The following is a 16,935-nucleotide window of genomic DNA, read 5'->3' on the forward strand; positions in this document are numbered from 1 at the left end:
AAGACTCGTTGAATATGGTTAAGAGCGTTGCGCAAATGCCTATATTGCAAGGGCTTTGACCGCCGCGAGCATCCGCTCGATATCCTGCGGCCGGGAAAGCCGGTGGTCTCCGTCACGGATCAGCGTCAGCACCACATCGTCGGCGGGAAGATGTTCGATGAGCTTCAGAGCATGCTGATAGGGAACATCGGGGTCGCGCATGCCCTGCAGAACATGAACCGGACAGCCGGTCGTGATGATGCCGGTGAGCACCCGGTTCTGCTTTCCGTCTTCCATCAGCGCGCGGGTGAAGATGTTGGGCTCGGGGCTATACTCCGAATGTTCCTCGAAGTAACCCCGTTCTGCGAGAGAGGTCCTTTCCGCATCCGACAGGCTGGGCTCTATCAGTTCCTGCGTGAAATCCGGCGCAGGCGCAATGAGAACCAGACCGGCGACGGAGGGCGCGCCACCCGCCTTGCGCAGCTCCTCGACCATGCGCAACGCAATCCACCCGCCCATCGACGAGCCGACGAGAACGACACGCGACGGCGCCTTTGCACGCACCACCGCAAGTGCCTCTTCGAGCCATCTCGAGATCGTGCCTTTGTTGAAATCACCGCCGGAAGCCCCGTGCCCGGAATAATCGAGCCGCAGGCAGGCAAGGCCGTTTTCCGCTGCAAAACGATCGAGCTCAACCGCCTTGGTTCCCGTCATGTCGGAGCGATAGCCGCCGAGCCAGACGAGCGTTGGTGCGTTCGGCTGGGATGTTGGGGAGCGATGGAGGAAAGCGATGTTGCGGGCGTCGTCACCCGCTCCTATATGCAGGAATTCAGCAGCTTGTTCGGTCATGTATATGCAATTCTCCTGATTTTCGTGCAATATCGGCGGCGTATTTGCAAAAACCGTGGCAACAGGTGATCTTTTCGGGCAGATATGCTATTGACTTCGCCACGGCAATAACGACATTTCCGCCGCTTGTACCAAACAAGCTGTTTTTTGCTGACGTGATCCAGAAACAGATCAGGAGAATACGACCATTCGCAGACCTTTCAAAGCCGATGCCCCCGTCAAGGAGGGCCCGCGCTCCAACCGGGAAATTCGGGTTCCCAGAGTTCAGCTTATTGATGAAGAGGGCCAGAACCTCGGTAGCATGCCGACGGATCAGGCTTTGAAAATGGCGGAAGAGGCCGGTCTCGATCTCGTCGAGATTTCGCCGAACGCTGAACCGCCGGTATGCAAGATCCTCGATCTCGGCAAGCTTAAGTACTCGACCCAGAAAAAGGCCGCTGAAGCGCGCAAGAAACAGAAGATCGTCGAAGTTAAAGAAATCAAGATGCGCCCGAACATCGACACGCATGACTATGACGTGAAGATGAAGGCGATGGGCCGTTTCTTTGATGATGGCGACAAGGTGAAGGTAACGCTGAAGTTCCGCGGCCGCGAAATGGCCCACCAGGAACTCGGCATGAAGCTTCTCCTCCAGGTGAAGGAAGACACCCAGGCGATTGCCAAGGTTGAAGCCGAGCCGAAGCTGGAAGGCCGTCAGATGATGATGGTTCTCGCACCGAAATAATCTTTTTACGCGTTCACATCACTGGCGCGTATCTCACCGCAAGGGGAAATTCTCATTCCCCGTTGCGCTTTTAGCCGACTGCGGTTATAAGCGCGCGTCCGAACGGTCCGGCAGGGCATGCCGTGGCCGTTCCTGAATAGCTTGAAATAGGCCTCGTCTGCCTGTTTCGATACAAAAACGGAGTAGCAAAATGCCCAAGATGAAGACGAAGTCCGCTGCAAAGAAGCGGTTCAAGATCACCGCCACCGGCAAGGTTGTTGCAGCCGCCGCCGGTAAGCGCCACGGCATGATCAAGCGTACCAACAAGTTCATTCGCGACGCGCGTGGAACCATGGTTCTCGCCGAAGCTGACGGCAAGAAAGTCGTCAAGAACTACCTGCCGAACGGTCTCTGAGACTTTTCCGCACTTTTGGACACTTTAAGGAGATCATGACATGGCACGCGTAAAACGTGGCGTAACTTCCCGCGCCAAGCACACCAAGACACTCAAGGCAGCCAAGGGCTTCTACGGCCGCCGCAAGAACACCATCCGCGCAGCAAAGGCTGCCGTGGATCGTTCCAAGCAGTACGCTTACCGCGACCGCAAGGTCAACAAGCGCAACTTCCGCGCTCTGTGGATCCAGCGTATCAACGCTGCTGTTCGCGAATTCGGCCTGACCTATGGCCGCTTCATCGACGGCCTGAACAAGGCTGGCATCGAAGTCGACCGCAAGGTTCTGTCCGACATGGCTATCCATGAGCCGGCAGCATTCGGCGCGCTCGTCGAAGCAGCGAAGAAGGCGCTTGAGTACCTCAAGGATGCTGGTACGACCAACGAGTTTGAAACCGCTGTAAAGTAATTACGGCGCGGACAATCTGTTGTTCATTTGAAACCCGCGCCGGTCCTCCGGCGCGGGTTTTCGTTTTTTGGAATTCACGGTAGTTTCGGCAGAAGTGCGTAACGCTTTTGCGCCGAGGTTGCCAAAAGGGTGGGGCATCCGGCTTTTGGCCGGCAGGCTCCATTGGGGGCAGAAAATGCTGGTTGCCGCAAGCGACGCGGAAAAGGCGAAGGGTTTCCACGTCCATCTGGAAGATAGCGATATCGCAGCCTTGATGCGGGCTTTGCTTAAAAGCGAGCGCCGTGTGCAGAAACTCGAACTTTCTTCGACGACCGTCTGGATCAAGCGCCAGGGCACGGAAACGCCGTCCTGGTGGATAAAGTTGCAGACCTTTCTCGCAAAGCTGCTCCCCTACACTTTTATGCGCCCGTCGCCGCCGCTCGATGGCGCCGGCCTGATGCGCCGTGAACTCGAAACGCTGCAGGCCTTCAAGGCCCGTGGTTTTCCGGTTCCGCCCATCATCTATTCTTCGCTGACGGCCGTTGTCCTGGGGGATGTCGGTCCCACCATCATCGAGCGCATGGATGCGATAAAGACCGCAATGCCGGCGGAGCATGATGCCCTGCTGGTAAAATCCGCCGAGGCGCTCGGCGAACTGCATGCAGCAGGTCTTTGCCATGGACGTCCGCATGTGCGTGACTTTTTTCTCGCAGAAGGCCGTGTCGGTTTCATGGATTTCGAGGAACGCCCGCAGGACGTCATGCCGCTTGAGACGGCGCAGGCCCGCGATATCTGGCTACTGTTTCTGCAGGTCGCGACCCGCGCCTGCGATGCGCCGAAAACCTGTGATGCCGCCTTTGCCCGCTGGCGCGAAAACGCCCCGCCCCGGGCGCTGGAAGAATTGTGCCGTCTGACCGGCATTCTGGGGCGTTTTTTACCGGTTGCCCGGTTGATCGGGCGCGTGCGGATGGGTAGTGATCTGCGACGCTTTATCATGGCGACCGACTATTTGATGAATGCTGTGAACCCCGAAGCCGCTGTTAAAAATACCGGCAAGGCAGGAAAAGATGACTGAACTTGATACCTTGAAATCGCAATTGATGTCGGAGATCGCCACGGCTGCCGATGAGCCGGCCATCGAGGCCGTGCGTGTTTCCGCACTTGGCAAGAAAGGCTCGGTTTCGGAGCTTCTGAAGACGCTTGGCAGCATGACGCCGGAAGAGCGCCAGACCCGGGGCGCGGCCATCAACCAGCTCAAGACCGAAATCACCGACCTCATCGGCGAGCGCAAGAACGCGCTGAAGGACGCCGCCATTACCGCCCGACTGAAAGCGGAAACGGTGGATGTCAGCCTGCCGGTTCGTCAGTCTCCGGCCGAGCGCGGTCGCATTCATCCCATCAGCCAGATCGTCGATGAAATTACTGCCATCTTCGCGGATATGGGGTTCTCGATCGCCGAAGGTCCGGACATCGAGACCGACTATTACAACTTCACGGCACTGAATTTCCCCGAAGGCCATCCGGCCCGCGAAATGCACGACACCTTCTTCTTCCAGCCGGATGAAAACGGCGAGCGCAAGGTGCTGCGCACCCACACCTCGCCGGTGCAGATCCGCACCATGGAAAGTCAGAAGCCGCCGATCCGCATCGTCATTCCGGGCAAGACCTATCGTCAGGATTCCGATGCCACCCATTCGCCGATGTTCCATCAGGTCGAGGGCCTTGTCATCGACAAGAAGGCGCATGTCGGCAATCTGCGCTGGATTCTGGAAGAATTCTGCAAGACCTTCTTCGAGGTCGACAGTGTCGTCATGCGCTTTCGCCCGTCGTTCTTCCCCTTCACGGAGCCGAGCTTCGAGGTGGATATCCAGTGCGACCGTTCCGGCCCCATCGTCAAGTTCGGCGAAGGCAAGGACTGGATGGAAATCCTCGGCTGCGGCATGGTGCACCCGAACGTGCTGCGCGCCGGTGGGCTGGACCCGGATGAATATCAGGGCTTTGCCTGGGGCATGGGCCTCGACCGCATCGCCATGCTGAAATACGGCATGCCTGATCTGCGCGATTTCTTCAACGCCGATGTCCGCTGGATGAACCACTACGGCTTCCGCCCGCTCGACATGCCGACGCTGTTCGGCGGTTTGAGCGTTTAATCCGGTTAGCCAAGGAGCAAAGACATGAAATTCACTCTTTCCTGGCTGAAAGAGCATCTCGAAACGGATGCGACGCTGGACGAGATTTGCGAGCGGCTGACGGCGATTGGCCTCGAGGTCGAGGACGTCGATGACAAGGCGGCCTACAAGCCTTTCGTCATCGCCAAGGTCGTTTCCGCTGAAAAACATCCCGAGGCCGACCGCCTCAAGGTGCTGATGGTGGATGCTGGTGACGGCAAGCCGGTGCAGATCGTCTGCGGCGCGCCGAATGCACGCGCCGGCCTCGTTGGTGCGCTCGCTCGTCCCGGCATGTATGTTCCGGGCATCGATGTGACGTTGGCCGTCGGCAAGATTCGCGGCGTCGAAAGCCACGGCATGATGTGCTCCGAAAAGGAGCTCAACATTTCCGACGATCACGACGGCATCATCGATCTGCCTGAAGATGCGCCTGTCGGCACTTCCTTCGCATCCTATGCTGGCCTCGATGATCCGATCATCGAGATCAACCTCACGCCCAACCGTCCGGACTGCACTTCGATCTACGGCATCGCCCGCGATCTCGCCGCCTCCGGTCTGGGTAAGCTGAAGACGAAGCCTGCGCCGTCCTTCAAGGTTGAAGGCGCAACCCCCGTCGATGTGAAGCTGGAACTGGATGATGCGGCGCTTTGCCCCGGCTTCTCGCTGCGCATCGTGCGCGGCGTGAAGAATGGCCCCAGCCCGAAATGGATGCAGCAGCGCCTGATGGCGATCGGCCTGCGTCCTATCAATGCTCTCGTTGATATCACCAACTACATGACCTTCGATCAGGGCCGGCCGATGCACGTCTTCGACGCCGCCAAGGTCAAGGGCGATCTCACGGTTCGCCGTGCGAAAGAGGGTGAGACGATCCTCGCGCTCGACCAGCGTGAATACAAGCTCGGCCCGAACAATGTCGTCATTGCCGACGAAAAGGGCCTCGAGTCGATCGGCGGCATCATGGGCGGGGAGCATTCCGGCTGCGACGAAAACACCGTCGACGTGCTCATCGAGTCTGCTCTCTGGGATCCGATCAACATTGCCAAGACCGGCCGTTCGCTCGGCATCATCACCGATGCGCGTTATCGTTTCGAGCGTGGTGTCGATCCGGAATATATGGTTCCGGGTCTGGAGCGCACCACCGAACTGGTTCTGGCACTGTGCGGCGGCGTTGCCGGCGAAGCCCGCGTCGTTGGTTATAAGGGCCATCAGCCCAAGGTCGTCGATTTCCCGCTGGCGGAAGTCAAGCGCCTGACAGGTCTGGAGGTCTCCTCGCAGGAGAGCCTCGCCATTCTCGAGGGTCTTGGTTTCGGTGTCGAGGGAACGGGCGAGCGAGTCTCCGTGACCGTCCCCTCCTGGCGTCCTGATGTCGACGGCAAGGCCGATCTGGTTGAAGAAGTCATGCGCATCCATGGCGTCGACAATATCAAGCCGGAACCGCTTGAAAGCTTCGGCGCTGTCAACGGCCGTATCCTGACCACGCTGCAGATCCGCACCCGCGCCGCGCGCCGTGCGCTGGCGAGCCGCGGCATGCTCGAAGCCGTCACATGGTCCTTTATCCCGGAAGCGCAGGCGAAGCTTTTCGGCGGCGGTTCGCCCGCGCTAAAACTCGCCAACCCGATTGCGGCCGATATGTCGGATATGCGGCCCTCGCTGCTGCCCGGCCTGCTGACTGCCGCACAGCGCAATGCCGACAAGGGTTATGGTGACGTCGCGATCTTCGAGGTCTCCGGCACCTATGAGGGCGATACGCCTGATACGCAGCGCCGCGTTGCCGGCGGTGTCCGCCGTGGCACGGCCTCGCTGGCGGGCAGCGGCCGCATGTGGTCCAATGCTGTGAAAGGCGGCGGCAAGCCCGTGGATGTCTACGACGCCAAAGCCGATGCGCTGGCGGTGCTGGAAGCCTGCGGCCTGCCCATGGCCAATGTGCAGATCGAGGCCGGCGGCCCCGGCTGGTATCATCCCGGCCGCTCCGGCACCATCAAGATGGGTCCGAAGGTCGTGCTCGGTTATTTCGGCGAATTCCACCCGAAGACACTGTCCGAGTTGGATGTTTCTGGCGCCTATTGCGGTTTTGAGGTCTATCTCGACGCCATGCAGGAGCCGAAGAAGAAGGCGACCCGCACCAAGCCTGCGCTCGAGCTTTCGCCGTTCCAGGCGGTCAAGCGTGACTTCGCCTTCGTGGTCGATAAGTCTGTCGAGGCGGGAGCTATCATCAAGGCCGCAACGAGTGCTGACCGCAAGCTGATCACCGGCGTTAACGTCTTCGATATTTTCGAAGGCGCTTCGCTCGGTGAAGACCGCAAGTCGGTGGCCATCGAAGTCCAGATCCAGCCGGTCGACAAGACGCTGACCGATGAGGATTTCGAAGCGCTGACGGCCAAGATCGTCGGCAATGTCGAAAAATCGACGGGCGGCGTTCTGCGCGCCTGAAAGCAGCTGATGGAATGACAAAAGCCGCGGCGGTTGCCGCGGCTTTTTGTTTTTAGCGATTGGCCAATCGCGTCATTCGTTCCGGATAACGTTCCCCCGCAACCTTTGTCGGAGAGAGCAATGCGCCGAGGCTGGCAACTTCGTCGGCCGTCAGCGCGACATCCGCTGCAGCCACGTTTTTCTCCAGATTGGCAATTTTCGTGGTGCCGGGGATCGGCACGATGAAATCGCCCTGCGCCATGACCCAGGCGAGCGCTAGTTGCCCGGCGGTAACGCCTTTTTCTGCCGCCATGTCTTCCAGCAGCTGGATGAGGGCCAGATTGGCATCGAAGTTTTCGCTTTGGAAGCGCGGCAGGCTGCGGCGGAAATCGTCGGAGGCAAGCCCATCGAGCGACTTCAGCGCACCTGTCAAAGCGCCGCGTCCGAGCGGGCTGAAGGGTACGAAACCGATGCCCAGTTCACGGCAGGTTTCCAGCACGCCATTTTCTTCGGGATCGCGGGTCCACAGCGAATATTCGCTCTGAATGGCTGCAATCGGGTGAACGGCGTGCGCCTTGCGAAGGGTCGCCGCACTCGCCTCCGAAAGGCCGAGCGCCTTCACCTTGCCTTCCCGCACCAGATCGGCCATTGCGCCGACCGTCTCTTCAATTGCCACGTCCGGATCGACGCGGTGTTGGTAATAGAGGTCGATGACATCGACACCCAGCCTTTTCAGTGAGGCTTCGGCGACGGCACGAACATTTGCCGGCGAACCGTCAACACCCTGGATCATTTCCGCCGAAGGTTTGCTGCCGTCGATGCGGAAGCCGAATTTGGTGGCGATGACCACCTGATCGCGATAGGGCTTCAAAGCCTTGCCAAGGAGGGTTTCGTTTTTGAACGGCCCATAAACTTCCGCCGTATCGAACAATGTGACGCCAAGCTCGACGGCGCGATGCAACGTCGCGATAGAACCGCTTTCATCCGAAGGTCCATAAGCATGGCTCATGCCCATGCAGCCAAGCCCGAGTGCGGAAACGGAGAGGTCTTTTCCGAGGATTCTGTGTTTCATCTGCCTGTCCTTTGTCAGAGCACGCCTTGAAAGCTATCCCGCGGTTTGCGGCGGAGCATGTGTGTCCAAGACGGTTTAATATACCCTTGGGAGTGGGTACGGGCAAAACATACTGCCCATCGGTGGTAAAAATAACCGCTGCAAATCCGCTTGGGTTGTTCTATCATTTAGAACAATGAACCGTGTGCAACTCTCCCAGCTGGCCGTTCTCGCCGCCGTTGCCGAAGGCCGCAGCTTCCGCAAGGCCGCGGCCGAATTGGCCATCGCGCCTTCTGCCGTCAGCCATGCGGTCTCTTCGCTGGAGGAAAGCCTTGGCCTGCGGCTGCTTCACCGCACCACCCGCAGCGTTTCTCCGACGGAGGAGGGTAAACTGCTGCTCGAAACGTTGGGACCGGCTCTTGCCGATATCGATACGGTCATCCAGACGCTTGCCGAGCACGGTGGAAGGCCGGCGGGTCCTCTGCGCATCACCCTGCCTCGGCTTGCGGCCGAGGATCTTATCGTGCCGCGGCTGGGTGAGTTCTTGCGGCTCTATCCCGACATATCACTTGAAATCTCAACGGATGATCGCTTCGAAGATATCGTCGCGAAAGGCTTCGATGCCGGTCTGCGGCTCGGAGAGCACCTCGATGCGGATATGATTGCGGTGAAAGCGAGTGGTGCATGGCGCGGCGCGATTGTTGGCGCGCCCTCCTATTTCGCAGAAAACCCGCCGCCATACGATCCGAGGGATCTCATCCGTCACCGCTGCATCCGCCGGCGTTTCGCGAGCGGCCTTATCTATCGCTGGGAACTGGAGAAGAATGGCAAGCCGCTGGTGGTGGATGTACAGGGACCGCTGATCCTGTCGGACCAGAGCCTCATTCGCCGGGCGGCAATAGATGGGGCAGGCCTTGCCTTCGTTTTCGAACAGCGCGTCGAGGACGATATCAGGGAGGGCAGGCTCATCCGCGTGCTGGAGGATTGGTGCGCGCCCTTTGACGGTTTTTATATCTATTATCCCTCGCGCCGGCAGATGCGCCCGGCGCTGAGGGCTTTCGTAGATTTCTTCCGCTTCAGGGGTGATCAGAACTTGATGCGATAGCGGATATGGCCATCGCTTTTCACGTAGCTGTTATAGAGATTCTGGGCCCGGTGATTATGCTCGTCCGTGTTCCAGTAAAGCCGTGACCAGCCTTTTTCGGCGCAGATGGCGATGAGATCATCCATCAGCGCCCGACCTGTTCCCTTGCCGCGGATCGCGCCGTCGACGAACAGGTCTTCCAGATAGCAATCGGGTGTTTTGACCCAGGTGGAATCATGGAAGTGATGGATGGCGAAACCGGCCATCTTGTCGCCGAGCAAAGCCACACGCATGGAAACACGCGACGCTGGGTCGAGAATACGCGCCCAAGTATGGTCGGTCACGTCGTCGGCAAGGTGGACATCGTAGAAGGCGAGATAATCGTTCCACAGGCGCAGCCATTCCGCCCGGTCACTCGGCTGTGCGTCACGAATTGTAAGGTCCATGTCACGCACCCGCTTTATCGAGAAGAACCATCATCTCGTCTGTCAGCTTCAGATCGACGGCGCGTTTGAAGCTCTCGAGCTGCGACAGGCTGGTGGCGCTGGCAATTGGAGCCGTCACGGCACTCTTCCGCAGCAGCCAGGCCAGTGCGATATCGGCGAGCTTGGCACCGGTTTCCACGGCAACCGCATCCATGGCCCCCAGAATGGCAAGGCCGCGTGTGTTGACGTAGTCGCCTACCCGGTAGCTGCGGGCAACGCCTTCGGTGTCGGCCTTGGCGCGATATTTGCCGGTGAGGAAACCGGCCGCAAGGCTGTAATAGTTGATCACCCCGATCTCTTGCCTGACGCAGAGATCGGCAAGCGGACCTTCAAAATCCGCACGGTTGTAGAGATTATATTCCGGCTGCAGCACGTCGTAGCGCGGCAGATTGTTCTTTGCAGCCGTGTCCAGCGCGTCCTGAAGCTGGCTTGCGGAATAATTTGAGCAGCCGATGGCGCGGATTTTCCCCTGTTCCTTCAGCTTTGCGAAGGCGGCGAGCGTTTCCTCCAGCGGCACATCCGCATCCGGCTTGTGGGCGAGGTAGAGGTCGATATAGTCGGTCTGCAGCCGCTTCAGGGAAGCCTCGACGGCTTCCGCGATCCACCTGGCGCTGAGACCGGTCTTCTGGCCGCGATTGTCAAAACCGACCTTGGTGACGATCACCGCATCCTCACGCCTGACACTGGACTGCTGCAGCCATTTGCCGATGACGGCCTCGGACTCTCCGCCCACATGGCCATCCACCCAGGCGGAATAGACATCCGCCGTGTCGATGGCATTGAACCCGGCATCGAAAAAGGCGTCGAGCAGGGCAAAGGAAGTCTTCTCATCCGCTGTCCAGCCGAACACGTTGCCGCCGAAGACGATCGGGGCGATGGAGAGGCCGGTGCGGCCGAGACTTCGTTTTTCCACGGAAAATGCTCCTGTTGCTGTCTTTATGGCAAGGTAGCAACTGCCTGCCGGCATAACCATTCAATTCCTTTGATGGCATTCATCAGGCAGCGGCAGGGTCTGCGAAAAATCAGGCCTGAAAACCGCGATAATGGCTGGGCGGATGGCGATTGTGCTGTTGCCAGACACGCCGCAAATGCCGGGCGGAGGCAAAACCCGCCCTTTCCGCGATGGCTTCCATATCCAGGCGGCTGTTTGCGAGAATGTCGCGGGCGAGATTGACCCGCATCAGGTTGACGTAGTCGATGACGCTGATGCCGGTATGCTCGCGAAACAGGCGCGACAGATGCCTTTCGCTGAGCGCGGCAATATCGGCCAGCCGCTCCAGCGACCAGTCCTGCGCCGGCTCGGCCATCACCCGGTCCTGAACCCGGTGAATGGCGGGGTGGATGTGGTTGCGGCCGGTGAGCCAAGGGGAGATTTGCGGATCGCTGCCGCTGCGTCTTAGATAAACGACCATTGTTTTGGCAATGCGGGCCGCAACGGCCGGGGATGTCAGCCGGGAAACCACATGCAGCATCAGGTCGATGCCGGTGGAAATACCGGCACTTGAGAAGCGGTTGCCATCCTCAACGAAAAGGCGGTTTTCGGCCACCTGCGACAGCGGCGCGATGCGGCGCAGCCCTTCAACGCAATCGGCATGAGTCGTGCAGTTTCGCCCGTCGAAAAGTCCCGCTTCTCCCGCCAGCAGCGCGCCGGAACAGATGGAAATGACTGTCGTATCGGCACGCACCGCGCGGCGCAGCCATGCCGCAAGCGCCTGCCGCTCTCGCCGTGTCTGCGGATCATTGTCGAAGCGTGACGTGCTGCCCGAGATCAGCAGGAAAGCACTTTCCGGCAGGGTCGCGGGCAAACTCTCCAGCCCGGAAAGTCCAAGGCCGATGGAAGATTGTTGTTCGCCACTCGCAGCAATGTATCGGCAGTCGAAATGGATGTCCCGTTGTTCCGTGTTGGCATAACGGATCACTTCGAGCGGACCGGCAATGTCCAGCAACAGCGCGTGAGGCGGCACAAGCGTATAAAAGGGAATGATGCGTGTGCCGCCTCTATCCATCATGCGGCCTCTTTGACGGTGGCAAGCACGTCGTTGACGGTTAGGATGCGCGCGAAGCGGCCAGCCAGCACCAGTTCGGTCCGTTTGCGGATATCGTCCGGGCTGAAGACGGTGCCGGAAGCATGTGTCATCGGGAAAGTAAGGGTCGCTTCGGTGACGTAATCGACGCTGTAACCAAGATCAGAAGCGTGCCGCGTGGTGGTTTCGCAGCATTGTTCGGTGCGGATGCCGGAGACGATCAGCCGGTTGATGCCCTTCTGTGTCAGCCAGATTTCGAGGCCGGTGCCGGCAAAAGCCGAATGGCGGTTCTTGTGAAAGGTGACATTAGGCGTGATCCGCACGCCATCCAGCGCCCGGATATAGCCACTGTCCTTTGAGAAGGCCTTGTCGCCATCGACATGGAAGATTTGCACGACTGGAATGCCCGCGGCTTTGGCGCCATCGATCAGCGCCTGCTGTTTCTCCAGATAGGCAGCCAAACCGCTTTCCTCGAAATAGGGGGCATGCCGAAAGGATTCCTGAACGTCGATGACCAGCAGTGCTGTATGAGAAGAGGACATTTCATGTATCTCCATTGGGTTCATGCGTAGCATAATTCTTCTTATCCAGCTCGAAGAAAAGCGGGCATTCTGACAAAGAGAGGACAAATTCAGCCATATCGTATTCTGTCATGCACCTGCGGCTTGCCATGACGTGTGACGGTGGTAAGTTTCCGCTGAATGGCAGAGCAGGAGAACGGAATGCTGCGTTTCGGAATAATCTCAACGGCGAAAATCGCGCAGGATCACGTCATTCCGGCGATACAGGATGCGCAGAACTGCGTGGTCAGCGCCATAGCCAGCCGGGATCTCGCCAGGGCGCGCGCGGTGGCGGATCGTTTTTCCGTGCCCCACGCCTTCGGTTCCTATGAGGAAATGCTGGCTTCCGATGCCATCGACGCGGTTTACATTCCGCTTCCGACATCGCAGCACGTGGAGTGGACCATCAAGGCCGCCGATGCCGGCAAACACGTTCTGTGCGAAAAGCCGATTGCACTGAAGGCAGAGGAGATCGACACCCTCATCGCCGCGCGCGACCGCAACCGCGTTGTCATCTCGGAGGCCTTCATGGTCACCTATGCGCCGGTCTGGGCCAAGGTGAAGGAGTTGCTGGCCTCGGGCGCGATCGGAACACTGAAGCATGTGCAGGGCGCTTTCAGCTATTTCAACCGCGATCCCGGCAATATGCGCAATATTCCCGAACTGGGTGGCGGGGCCTTGCCCGATATCGGCGTCTACCCCACCATCGTGACCCGCTTCGTCACCGGTGTGGAGCCGAGGCGCGTGCAGGCCACCGTCGAGCGCGACACGGAATTTGGCACCGATATCTATTCCAGCGTCAGGGCCGATTTCGGCGGTTTCGAACTGAGTTTTTATCTGGCCACACAGCTTGCCGCCCGCCAGCTGATGGTTTTCCATGGCACTGACGGTTACATCGAGGTCAAATCTCCCTTCAACGCCAATCGCTGGGGTGCGGAAGAGATCGAGCTGACCAATCAGGCCCATAACCAGTCGCAAATCTTCCGGTTTCAGGATAGCCGCCAATATAAGCTGGAGGCGGAGGCCTTTGCCCGTGCTGCGAAGGGTGAGGGCGAAGTCGTTACGCTGGAAAACTCGAGGAAGAACCAGCTTTTCATCGACGCCATTTACCGGGCGGCGGAAAAGGACGGGTGGGAAACGGTTTAATCCGGCTCTTGCCGTTGCCTTTGAAGCCGCCAATAGCCGTAAAGCGCCAGCAACAGTGCTGCGAGTGCTGAAAAGGCAAGCGGGACGAGCGGCTGCACCAGCGGGTTGCGCCATTGCAGCAGGGCAAACAGCCCGACGCTGACGATACGCGAGGTAAGCGTGACGGCATTTGTCAGAAAGCTGTTCAGTGCGGCTGATGCCTCACCATTCGAACGGTTCATCCGCCAGCTTGTTGCAAGCCCCGCTGCCGCGCCCGGCAAACGGGCGGCAAGCGGATCGACGCCGAGATAGAAAATAAGCACACAGGTAACGGTGAGGTCAGTGGCCAGTCCGCAAATCTCGGTCAGCGCAAAGTGCGGAAGCCTCAAGGCCGTGGACTTTTAGAGGGTTGGCTGGGTGGAACGTGGGCGCTGCAGCACCAGAAGGCTGATAACGACACCCACGACACCGAAATTGTAACCGGCAAGCGCCAGAAGCAGCGACATCAGGGGCACGGCCGTGGAAGAAAGTGCAATCGCCACGCCATAGGCACCGATAATCATCATGCAGATGAAAACGATGCTGAAAACCGAACGCAACGCAACTGCGGTTACGCCGAGCACTGTGGCGGTAAGAAAAATCATGATGCCGCCTCCTCTTTGGTTGCCGGGCCTGGGACAGACGTAACGCTGTCTTCCCTAACGAACCCTTGTTTTCTCCTCCAATCCCCATTTTCCTAACTCGTTAGTTGAGGATATGGTTTCATCGCCGTTAAAATGGGCCGGGCCGGTGCCGGCATTTCCGAATCGACGGGTTTTGGTTACAAACGGGCATGAGCGATATCTTCTCCCACGCAGCATTGAGCAATCTTGCCGAGTTCTCGGTGTCCGAACTGTCGGGTTCCATCAAGCGCACGGTGGAGACGGCTTTCGAGCAGGTGCGGGTGCGCGGCGAGATTTCCGGCTATCGTGGGCCGCATTCTTCAGGGCACGCCTATTTCTCGCTGAAGGACGACCGCGCCCGTATCGATGCGGTGATCTGGAAAGGCACGTTCTCGCGGCTGAAGTTCCGCCCGGAAGAAGGCATGGAGGTCATCGCCACCGGCAAGGTCACCACCTTTCCCGGCTCCTCGAAATACCAGATCGTCATAGAAAGCCTCGAACCGGCAGGTGCCGGCGCGCTGATGGCGTTGCTCGAAGATCGCCGTCGACGTCTGGCGGCGGAAGGGTTGTTTGATGCGGAACGCAAGCGTCGCCTGCCGTTCATGCCGCGCGTCATTGGGGTCGTGACCTCGCCGACGGGCGCAGTCATCCGCGATATTCTTCACCGCATCTCGGATCGCTTTCCCGTGCATGTCGTCGTCTGGCCGGTCAAGGTGCAGGGCGAAGGTTCGGGCGAGGAAGTGGCGAACGCCATTCGCGGCTTCAATGCGCTTCAACCCGGTAGTGAAATTGCACGGCCGGATGTACTGATCGTCGCCCGTGGCGGCGGCAGTCTGGAAGACCTCTGGAGTTTCAACGACGAAATCGTCGTGCGTGCCGCTGCCGAGAGCAAAATCCCGCTGATTTCCGCCGTGGGGCATGAGACCGATACGACCTTGATCGATTATGCCGCCGATGTTCGCGCGCCGACGCCGACGGGGGCCGCCGAAATGGCTGTGCCGGTGCGGGCCGAGCTGGAAGCGCAGCTTTCCGGCCTTGCCGCGCGCCTTTCCGGCTCGGTATCGCGGCAGATGGACAATCGCCGTCAGGGCGTGCGGGCGCTGGTGCGGGCGCTGCCCTCGCTCGATCAGCTTCTCGCTTTGCCGCGCCGCCGGTTTGATGAGGCCGCGAGCGGTCTCGGGCGGGGACTGGAATTGACCACGCTGAACAAACGCCGCGCCTTCGAACGTTCAGCCTCGGGTCTCAGGCCGGAAACCCTGCTGAACGGTCTCAAACAGCACAGGCAGCGGATTACCGAGCGCATGCATCGGGCCGAGACCCTGGTTGAGCGCCGCCTGCTGCAGGGAAAAGGCCGTGTCGATGCCTTTGATTCTTCGCTGCGTTCGCTTCCCGCCCGGCTACTCGGCCAGCTGGAGCGGCAGAAGGAACGCATTGTCACTGCTGCACGCCGCGCCGATACAGCCGTGCTGCACCGCATGACGCAGAACCGCGCGGGCCTTGCCTCCCATGACCGCATTCTGCAATCGCTGTCGTATAAGAACGTGCTGAAGCGCGGTTATGCCGTCATCCGCGATGAGGAGAACCGGCCGCTGACCCGTGCTGCCGCCATCGCGTCTGGTGCTGCGGTATCGATGGAATTTGCCGATGGCCGCGTTTCTGCCATCACAACCGGAGAGGGGACGCCGCCCTCGGATACGTCAGCCGCGCCAAAAAAGAAGCCGGCAAAACCGGCTTCTTCTGGCCCGACGGATCAAGGCAATCTGTTCTGATCAGATCGACGCCGCATCCGAAAAGCGGCGGCTGACGGTGAAGGTCTTTTCGATATCGGGATGCAGCTCCATGCCAAGGCCGGGACCTGGCGGCACGGTGATCATGCCGTTTTTCACTTCCGGCAATGCGGTGACGAGATCGCGATACCAGGTCTTGTAGAAGGCGCGCACGCTTTCCTGCACCAGCGCATTCGGCGCATTAAGCGACAGATGCGTTGAGGCGCAGAGCACCACCGGGCCGGTGCAATCATGCGGCGCGACCGGCAGATGCCAGGCTTCTGCCATCGAAGCGATCTTGCGCGCTTCGGAAAGCCCACCGCACCAGCTGATGTCAAGCATCACCACGCCGGCAGCACCGGTTTCCAGGAGATCGCGGAAGGCCCAGCGGGAACCGAGCGTCTCGGATGCGGAAATAGGTGCTGGCGAAACGGCGGCATAACGGGTCAGGCTGGAAAGGCTGTCCATCTTGATCGGGTCTTCATGCCAGAAGGTCTGGTAGGGGGTGAGCGCCTTGGCGATCTGCATCGCGGGCAGAAGCTGCCACATGGAGTGAAACTCCACCATGATATCCATTTTGTCGCCCACCGCCTTGCGGATTTTTTCGAAAGGCTCGAGCGCGCTTTTCAGGTCCGGCATCGAAATATATTGGCCACGCGTCTTTTCCGCCGCCGCATCGAAGGGCCAGATCTTCATGGCCGTGATGCCGTCTTCGAGCAACGAGTGGGCCAGCTCGTCGGCCCGGTGCAGGAAGCCGTTCAGATCGTCATAATCCTTGCCGCCGGACAGGCCATAATTGGCTGTCTGCTGGCCGGTGGCCTTCTTGATATATTCGGTGCCCGCACAAGTGTTGTAGGTGCGGATTTCCTTGCGGCTGAAACCACCGAGAAGCTGGGCGATCGGCTGGTTGGTGGCCTTGCCGAAAATATCCCACAGCGCGATATCGAAAGCGGAATTGCCCCGTACCTCCGCTCCCGAAGAGCGGAAACCGAGATAACCGACGAGGTCCTGCGCCAGAAGATCAATCTGCAGCGGATCGCGGCCGATCACGCGGGGTGCGATATATTCGTGCACATAGGTTTCCACCGTCTCGGCGCCATAGAAGGTTTCGCCAAGCCCGGTAATGCCCTCATCCGTATGGACCAGAACCCAGAGCAAGTTTGCCCGTTCCGCCACGCGGACGGTCTCAAGTTTCGTAATTTTCATGAAGTGTCTCCTCCAGAGGCAAGTC

The 16,935-nt window shown here is 59.5% G+C and carries 18 protein-coding genes; 9 read left to right on the forward strand and 9 right to left on the reverse strand.

Translation table 11 applies throughout. From position 1 onward, the window contains the following. Positions 1–39: 39 nt before the first annotated feature. Positions 40–828 carry an alpha/beta hydrolase gene (locus MRBLRC7O_RS13630; RefSeq protein WP_003507461.1) on the reverse strand — a complete coding sequence of 263 codons (789 nt, stop codon included), beginning with the start codon at positions 826–828 and terminating at the stop codon, positions 40–42. Positions 829–1,015: 187 nt separating this feature from the next. Between MRBLRC7O_RS13630 and infC the strand changes: the two genes are divergently transcribed. The 6 genes from infC (at position 1,016) to pheT (ending at position 6,968) form a co-directional block, all read left to right on the forward strand. Next, on the forward strand, positions 1,016–1,552 hold the full coding sequence (gene infC / locus MRBLRC7O_RS13635) for a translation initiation factor IF-3 (protein WP_077767695.1): 537 nt from the start codon (positions 1,016–1,018) through the stop codon (positions 1,550–1,552). A gap of 190 nt (positions 1,553–1,742) precedes the next feature. Continuing rightward, a complete protein-coding gene (gene rpmI, locus MRBLRC7O_RS13640) occupies positions 1,743–1,946 on the forward strand; it encodes a 50S ribosomal protein L35 (RefSeq protein WP_003493355.1) in 204 nt (67 codons plus the stop codon). 40 nt (positions 1,947–1,986) lie between these two features. After that, positions 1,987–2,391, forward strand: a complete 405-nt coding sequence (gene rplT, locus MRBLRC7O_RS13645; RefSeq protein WP_003507464.1) for a 50S ribosomal protein L20 — start codon at positions 1,987–1,989, stop codon at positions 2,389–2,391. Between the two features lie 175 nt (positions 2,392–2,566). Continuing rightward, complete coding sequence (locus MRBLRC7O_RS13650) at positions 2,567–3,445, forward strand: phosphotransferase (RefSeq protein ID WP_003507465.1); 879 nt, start codon at positions 2,567–2,569, stop codon at positions 3,443–3,445. After that, the gene (gene pheS / locus MRBLRC7O_RS13655; RefSeq protein WP_003507467.1) at positions 3,438–4,520 is read left to right on the forward strand and encodes a phenylalanine--tRNA ligase subunit alpha; all 1,083 of its coding nucleotides are present in this window, start codon (positions 3,438–3,440) and stop codon (positions 4,518–4,520) included. Before MRBLRC7O_RS13650 ends, pheS begins: the two co-directional genes overlap by 8 nt. 24 nt (positions 4,521–4,544) lie before the next feature. Continuing rightward, positions 4,545–6,968 (forward strand): phenylalanine--tRNA ligase subunit beta, encoded by a 2,424-nt coding sequence (pheT, locus tag MRBLRC7O_RS13660; protein ID WP_080865744.1) that lies wholly within the window; start codon positions 4,545–4,547, stop codon positions 6,966–6,968. A 52-nt stretch (positions 6,969–7,020) separates the two neighbouring features. Here the strand turns inward: pheT and MRBLRC7O_RS13665 are convergent, their stop codons facing one another. Beyond that, on the reverse strand, positions 7,021–8,019 hold the full coding sequence (locus tag MRBLRC7O_RS13665) for an aldo/keto reductase (protein ID WP_060722792.1): 999 nt from the start codon (positions 8,017–8,019) through the stop codon (positions 7,021–7,023). A gap of 175 nt (positions 8,020–8,194) precedes the next feature. Between MRBLRC7O_RS13665 and MRBLRC7O_RS13670 the strand changes: the two genes are divergently transcribed. Further along, complete coding sequence (locus MRBLRC7O_RS13670; RefSeq protein ID WP_060722793.1) at positions 8,195–9,103, forward strand: LysR family transcriptional regulator; 909 nt, start codon at positions 8,195–8,197, stop codon at positions 9,101–9,103. On the opposite strand, the gene MRBLRC7O_RS13675 is transcribed toward MRBLRC7O_RS13670, so the two are convergent. The 4 genes from MRBLRC7O_RS13675 to MRBLRC7O_RS13690 all read right to left on the reverse strand — a co-directional run bounded on the left by MRBLRC7O_RS13675 (position 9,085) and on the right by MRBLRC7O_RS13690 (position 12,133). After that, positions 9,085–9,528, reverse strand: coding sequence for a GNAT family N-acetyltransferase (locus MRBLRC7O_RS13675; RefSeq protein WP_035213105.1), 444 nt, complete (start codon positions 9,526–9,528; stop codon positions 9,085–9,087). The genes MRBLRC7O_RS13670 and MRBLRC7O_RS13675 overlap by 19 nt on opposite strands. A gap of 1 nt (position 9,529) precedes the next feature. After that, complete coding sequence (locus MRBLRC7O_RS13680; protein WP_367727447.1) at positions 9,530–10,480, reverse strand: aldo/keto reductase; 951 nt, start codon at positions 10,478–10,480, stop codon at positions 9,530–9,532. A gap of 109 nt (positions 10,481–10,589) precedes the next feature. After that, positions 10,590–11,573, reverse strand: a complete 984-nt coding sequence (locus MRBLRC7O_RS13685) for a GlxA family transcriptional regulator (RefSeq protein ID WP_035213127.1) — start codon at positions 11,571–11,573, stop codon at positions 10,590–10,592. Then, a complete protein-coding gene (locus MRBLRC7O_RS13690) occupies positions 11,573–12,133 on the reverse strand; it encodes a cysteine hydrolase family protein (protein ID WP_003507477.1) in 561 nt (186 codons plus the stop codon). Before MRBLRC7O_RS13690 ends, MRBLRC7O_RS13685 begins: the two co-directional genes overlap by 1 nt. A 180-nt stretch (positions 12,134–12,313) precedes the next feature. On the opposite strand from MRBLRC7O_RS13690, the gene MRBLRC7O_RS13695 reads away from it, so the two are divergent. Then, positions 12,314–13,297 carry a Gfo/Idh/MocA family protein gene (locus MRBLRC7O_RS13695; RefSeq protein WP_080865746.1) on the forward strand — a complete coding sequence of 328 codons (984 nt, stop codon included), beginning with the start codon at positions 12,314–12,316 and terminating at the stop codon, positions 13,295–13,297. Here the strand turns inward: MRBLRC7O_RS13695 and MRBLRC7O_RS13700 are convergent. Together MRBLRC7O_RS13700 and MRBLRC7O_RS13705 are read right to left on the reverse strand one after the other, a co-directional pair. Next, positions 13,294–13,665 (reverse strand): hypothetical protein, encoded by a 372-nt coding sequence (locus MRBLRC7O_RS13700; protein ID WP_003507479.1) that lies wholly within the window; start codon positions 13,663–13,665, stop codon positions 13,294–13,296. The genes MRBLRC7O_RS13695 and MRBLRC7O_RS13700 overlap by 4 nt on opposite strands. Before the next feature lie 12 nt (positions 13,666–13,677). Then, positions 13,678–13,920, reverse strand: coding sequence for a hypothetical protein (locus tag MRBLRC7O_RS13705; protein ID WP_003507480.1), 243 nt, complete (start codon positions 13,918–13,920; stop codon positions 13,678–13,680). A gap of 188 nt (positions 13,921–14,108) precedes the next feature. Between MRBLRC7O_RS13705 and xseA the strand changes: the two genes are divergently transcribed. Beyond that, a complete protein-coding gene (gene xseA, locus MRBLRC7O_RS13710) occupies positions 14,109–15,707 on the forward strand; it encodes an exodeoxyribonuclease VII large subunit (RefSeq protein WP_003507481.1) in 1,599 nt (532 codons plus the stop codon). Here the strand turns inward: xseA and MRBLRC7O_RS13715 are convergent, their stop codons facing one another. Beyond that, on the reverse strand, positions 15,708–16,910 hold the full coding sequence (locus MRBLRC7O_RS13715) for a mandelate racemase/muconate lactonizing enzyme family protein (protein WP_060722801.1): 1,203 nt from the start codon (positions 16,908–16,910) through the stop codon (positions 15,708–15,710). It lies immediately after the preceding gene. Positions 16,911–16,935 lie beyond the last annotated feature (25 nt).

It is taken from the genome of Agrobacterium radiobacter, from assembly GCF_040801995.1.
Lineage (GTDB): Bacteria > Pseudomonadota > Alphaproteobacteria > Rhizobiales > Rhizobiaceae > Agrobacterium > Agrobacterium radiobacter.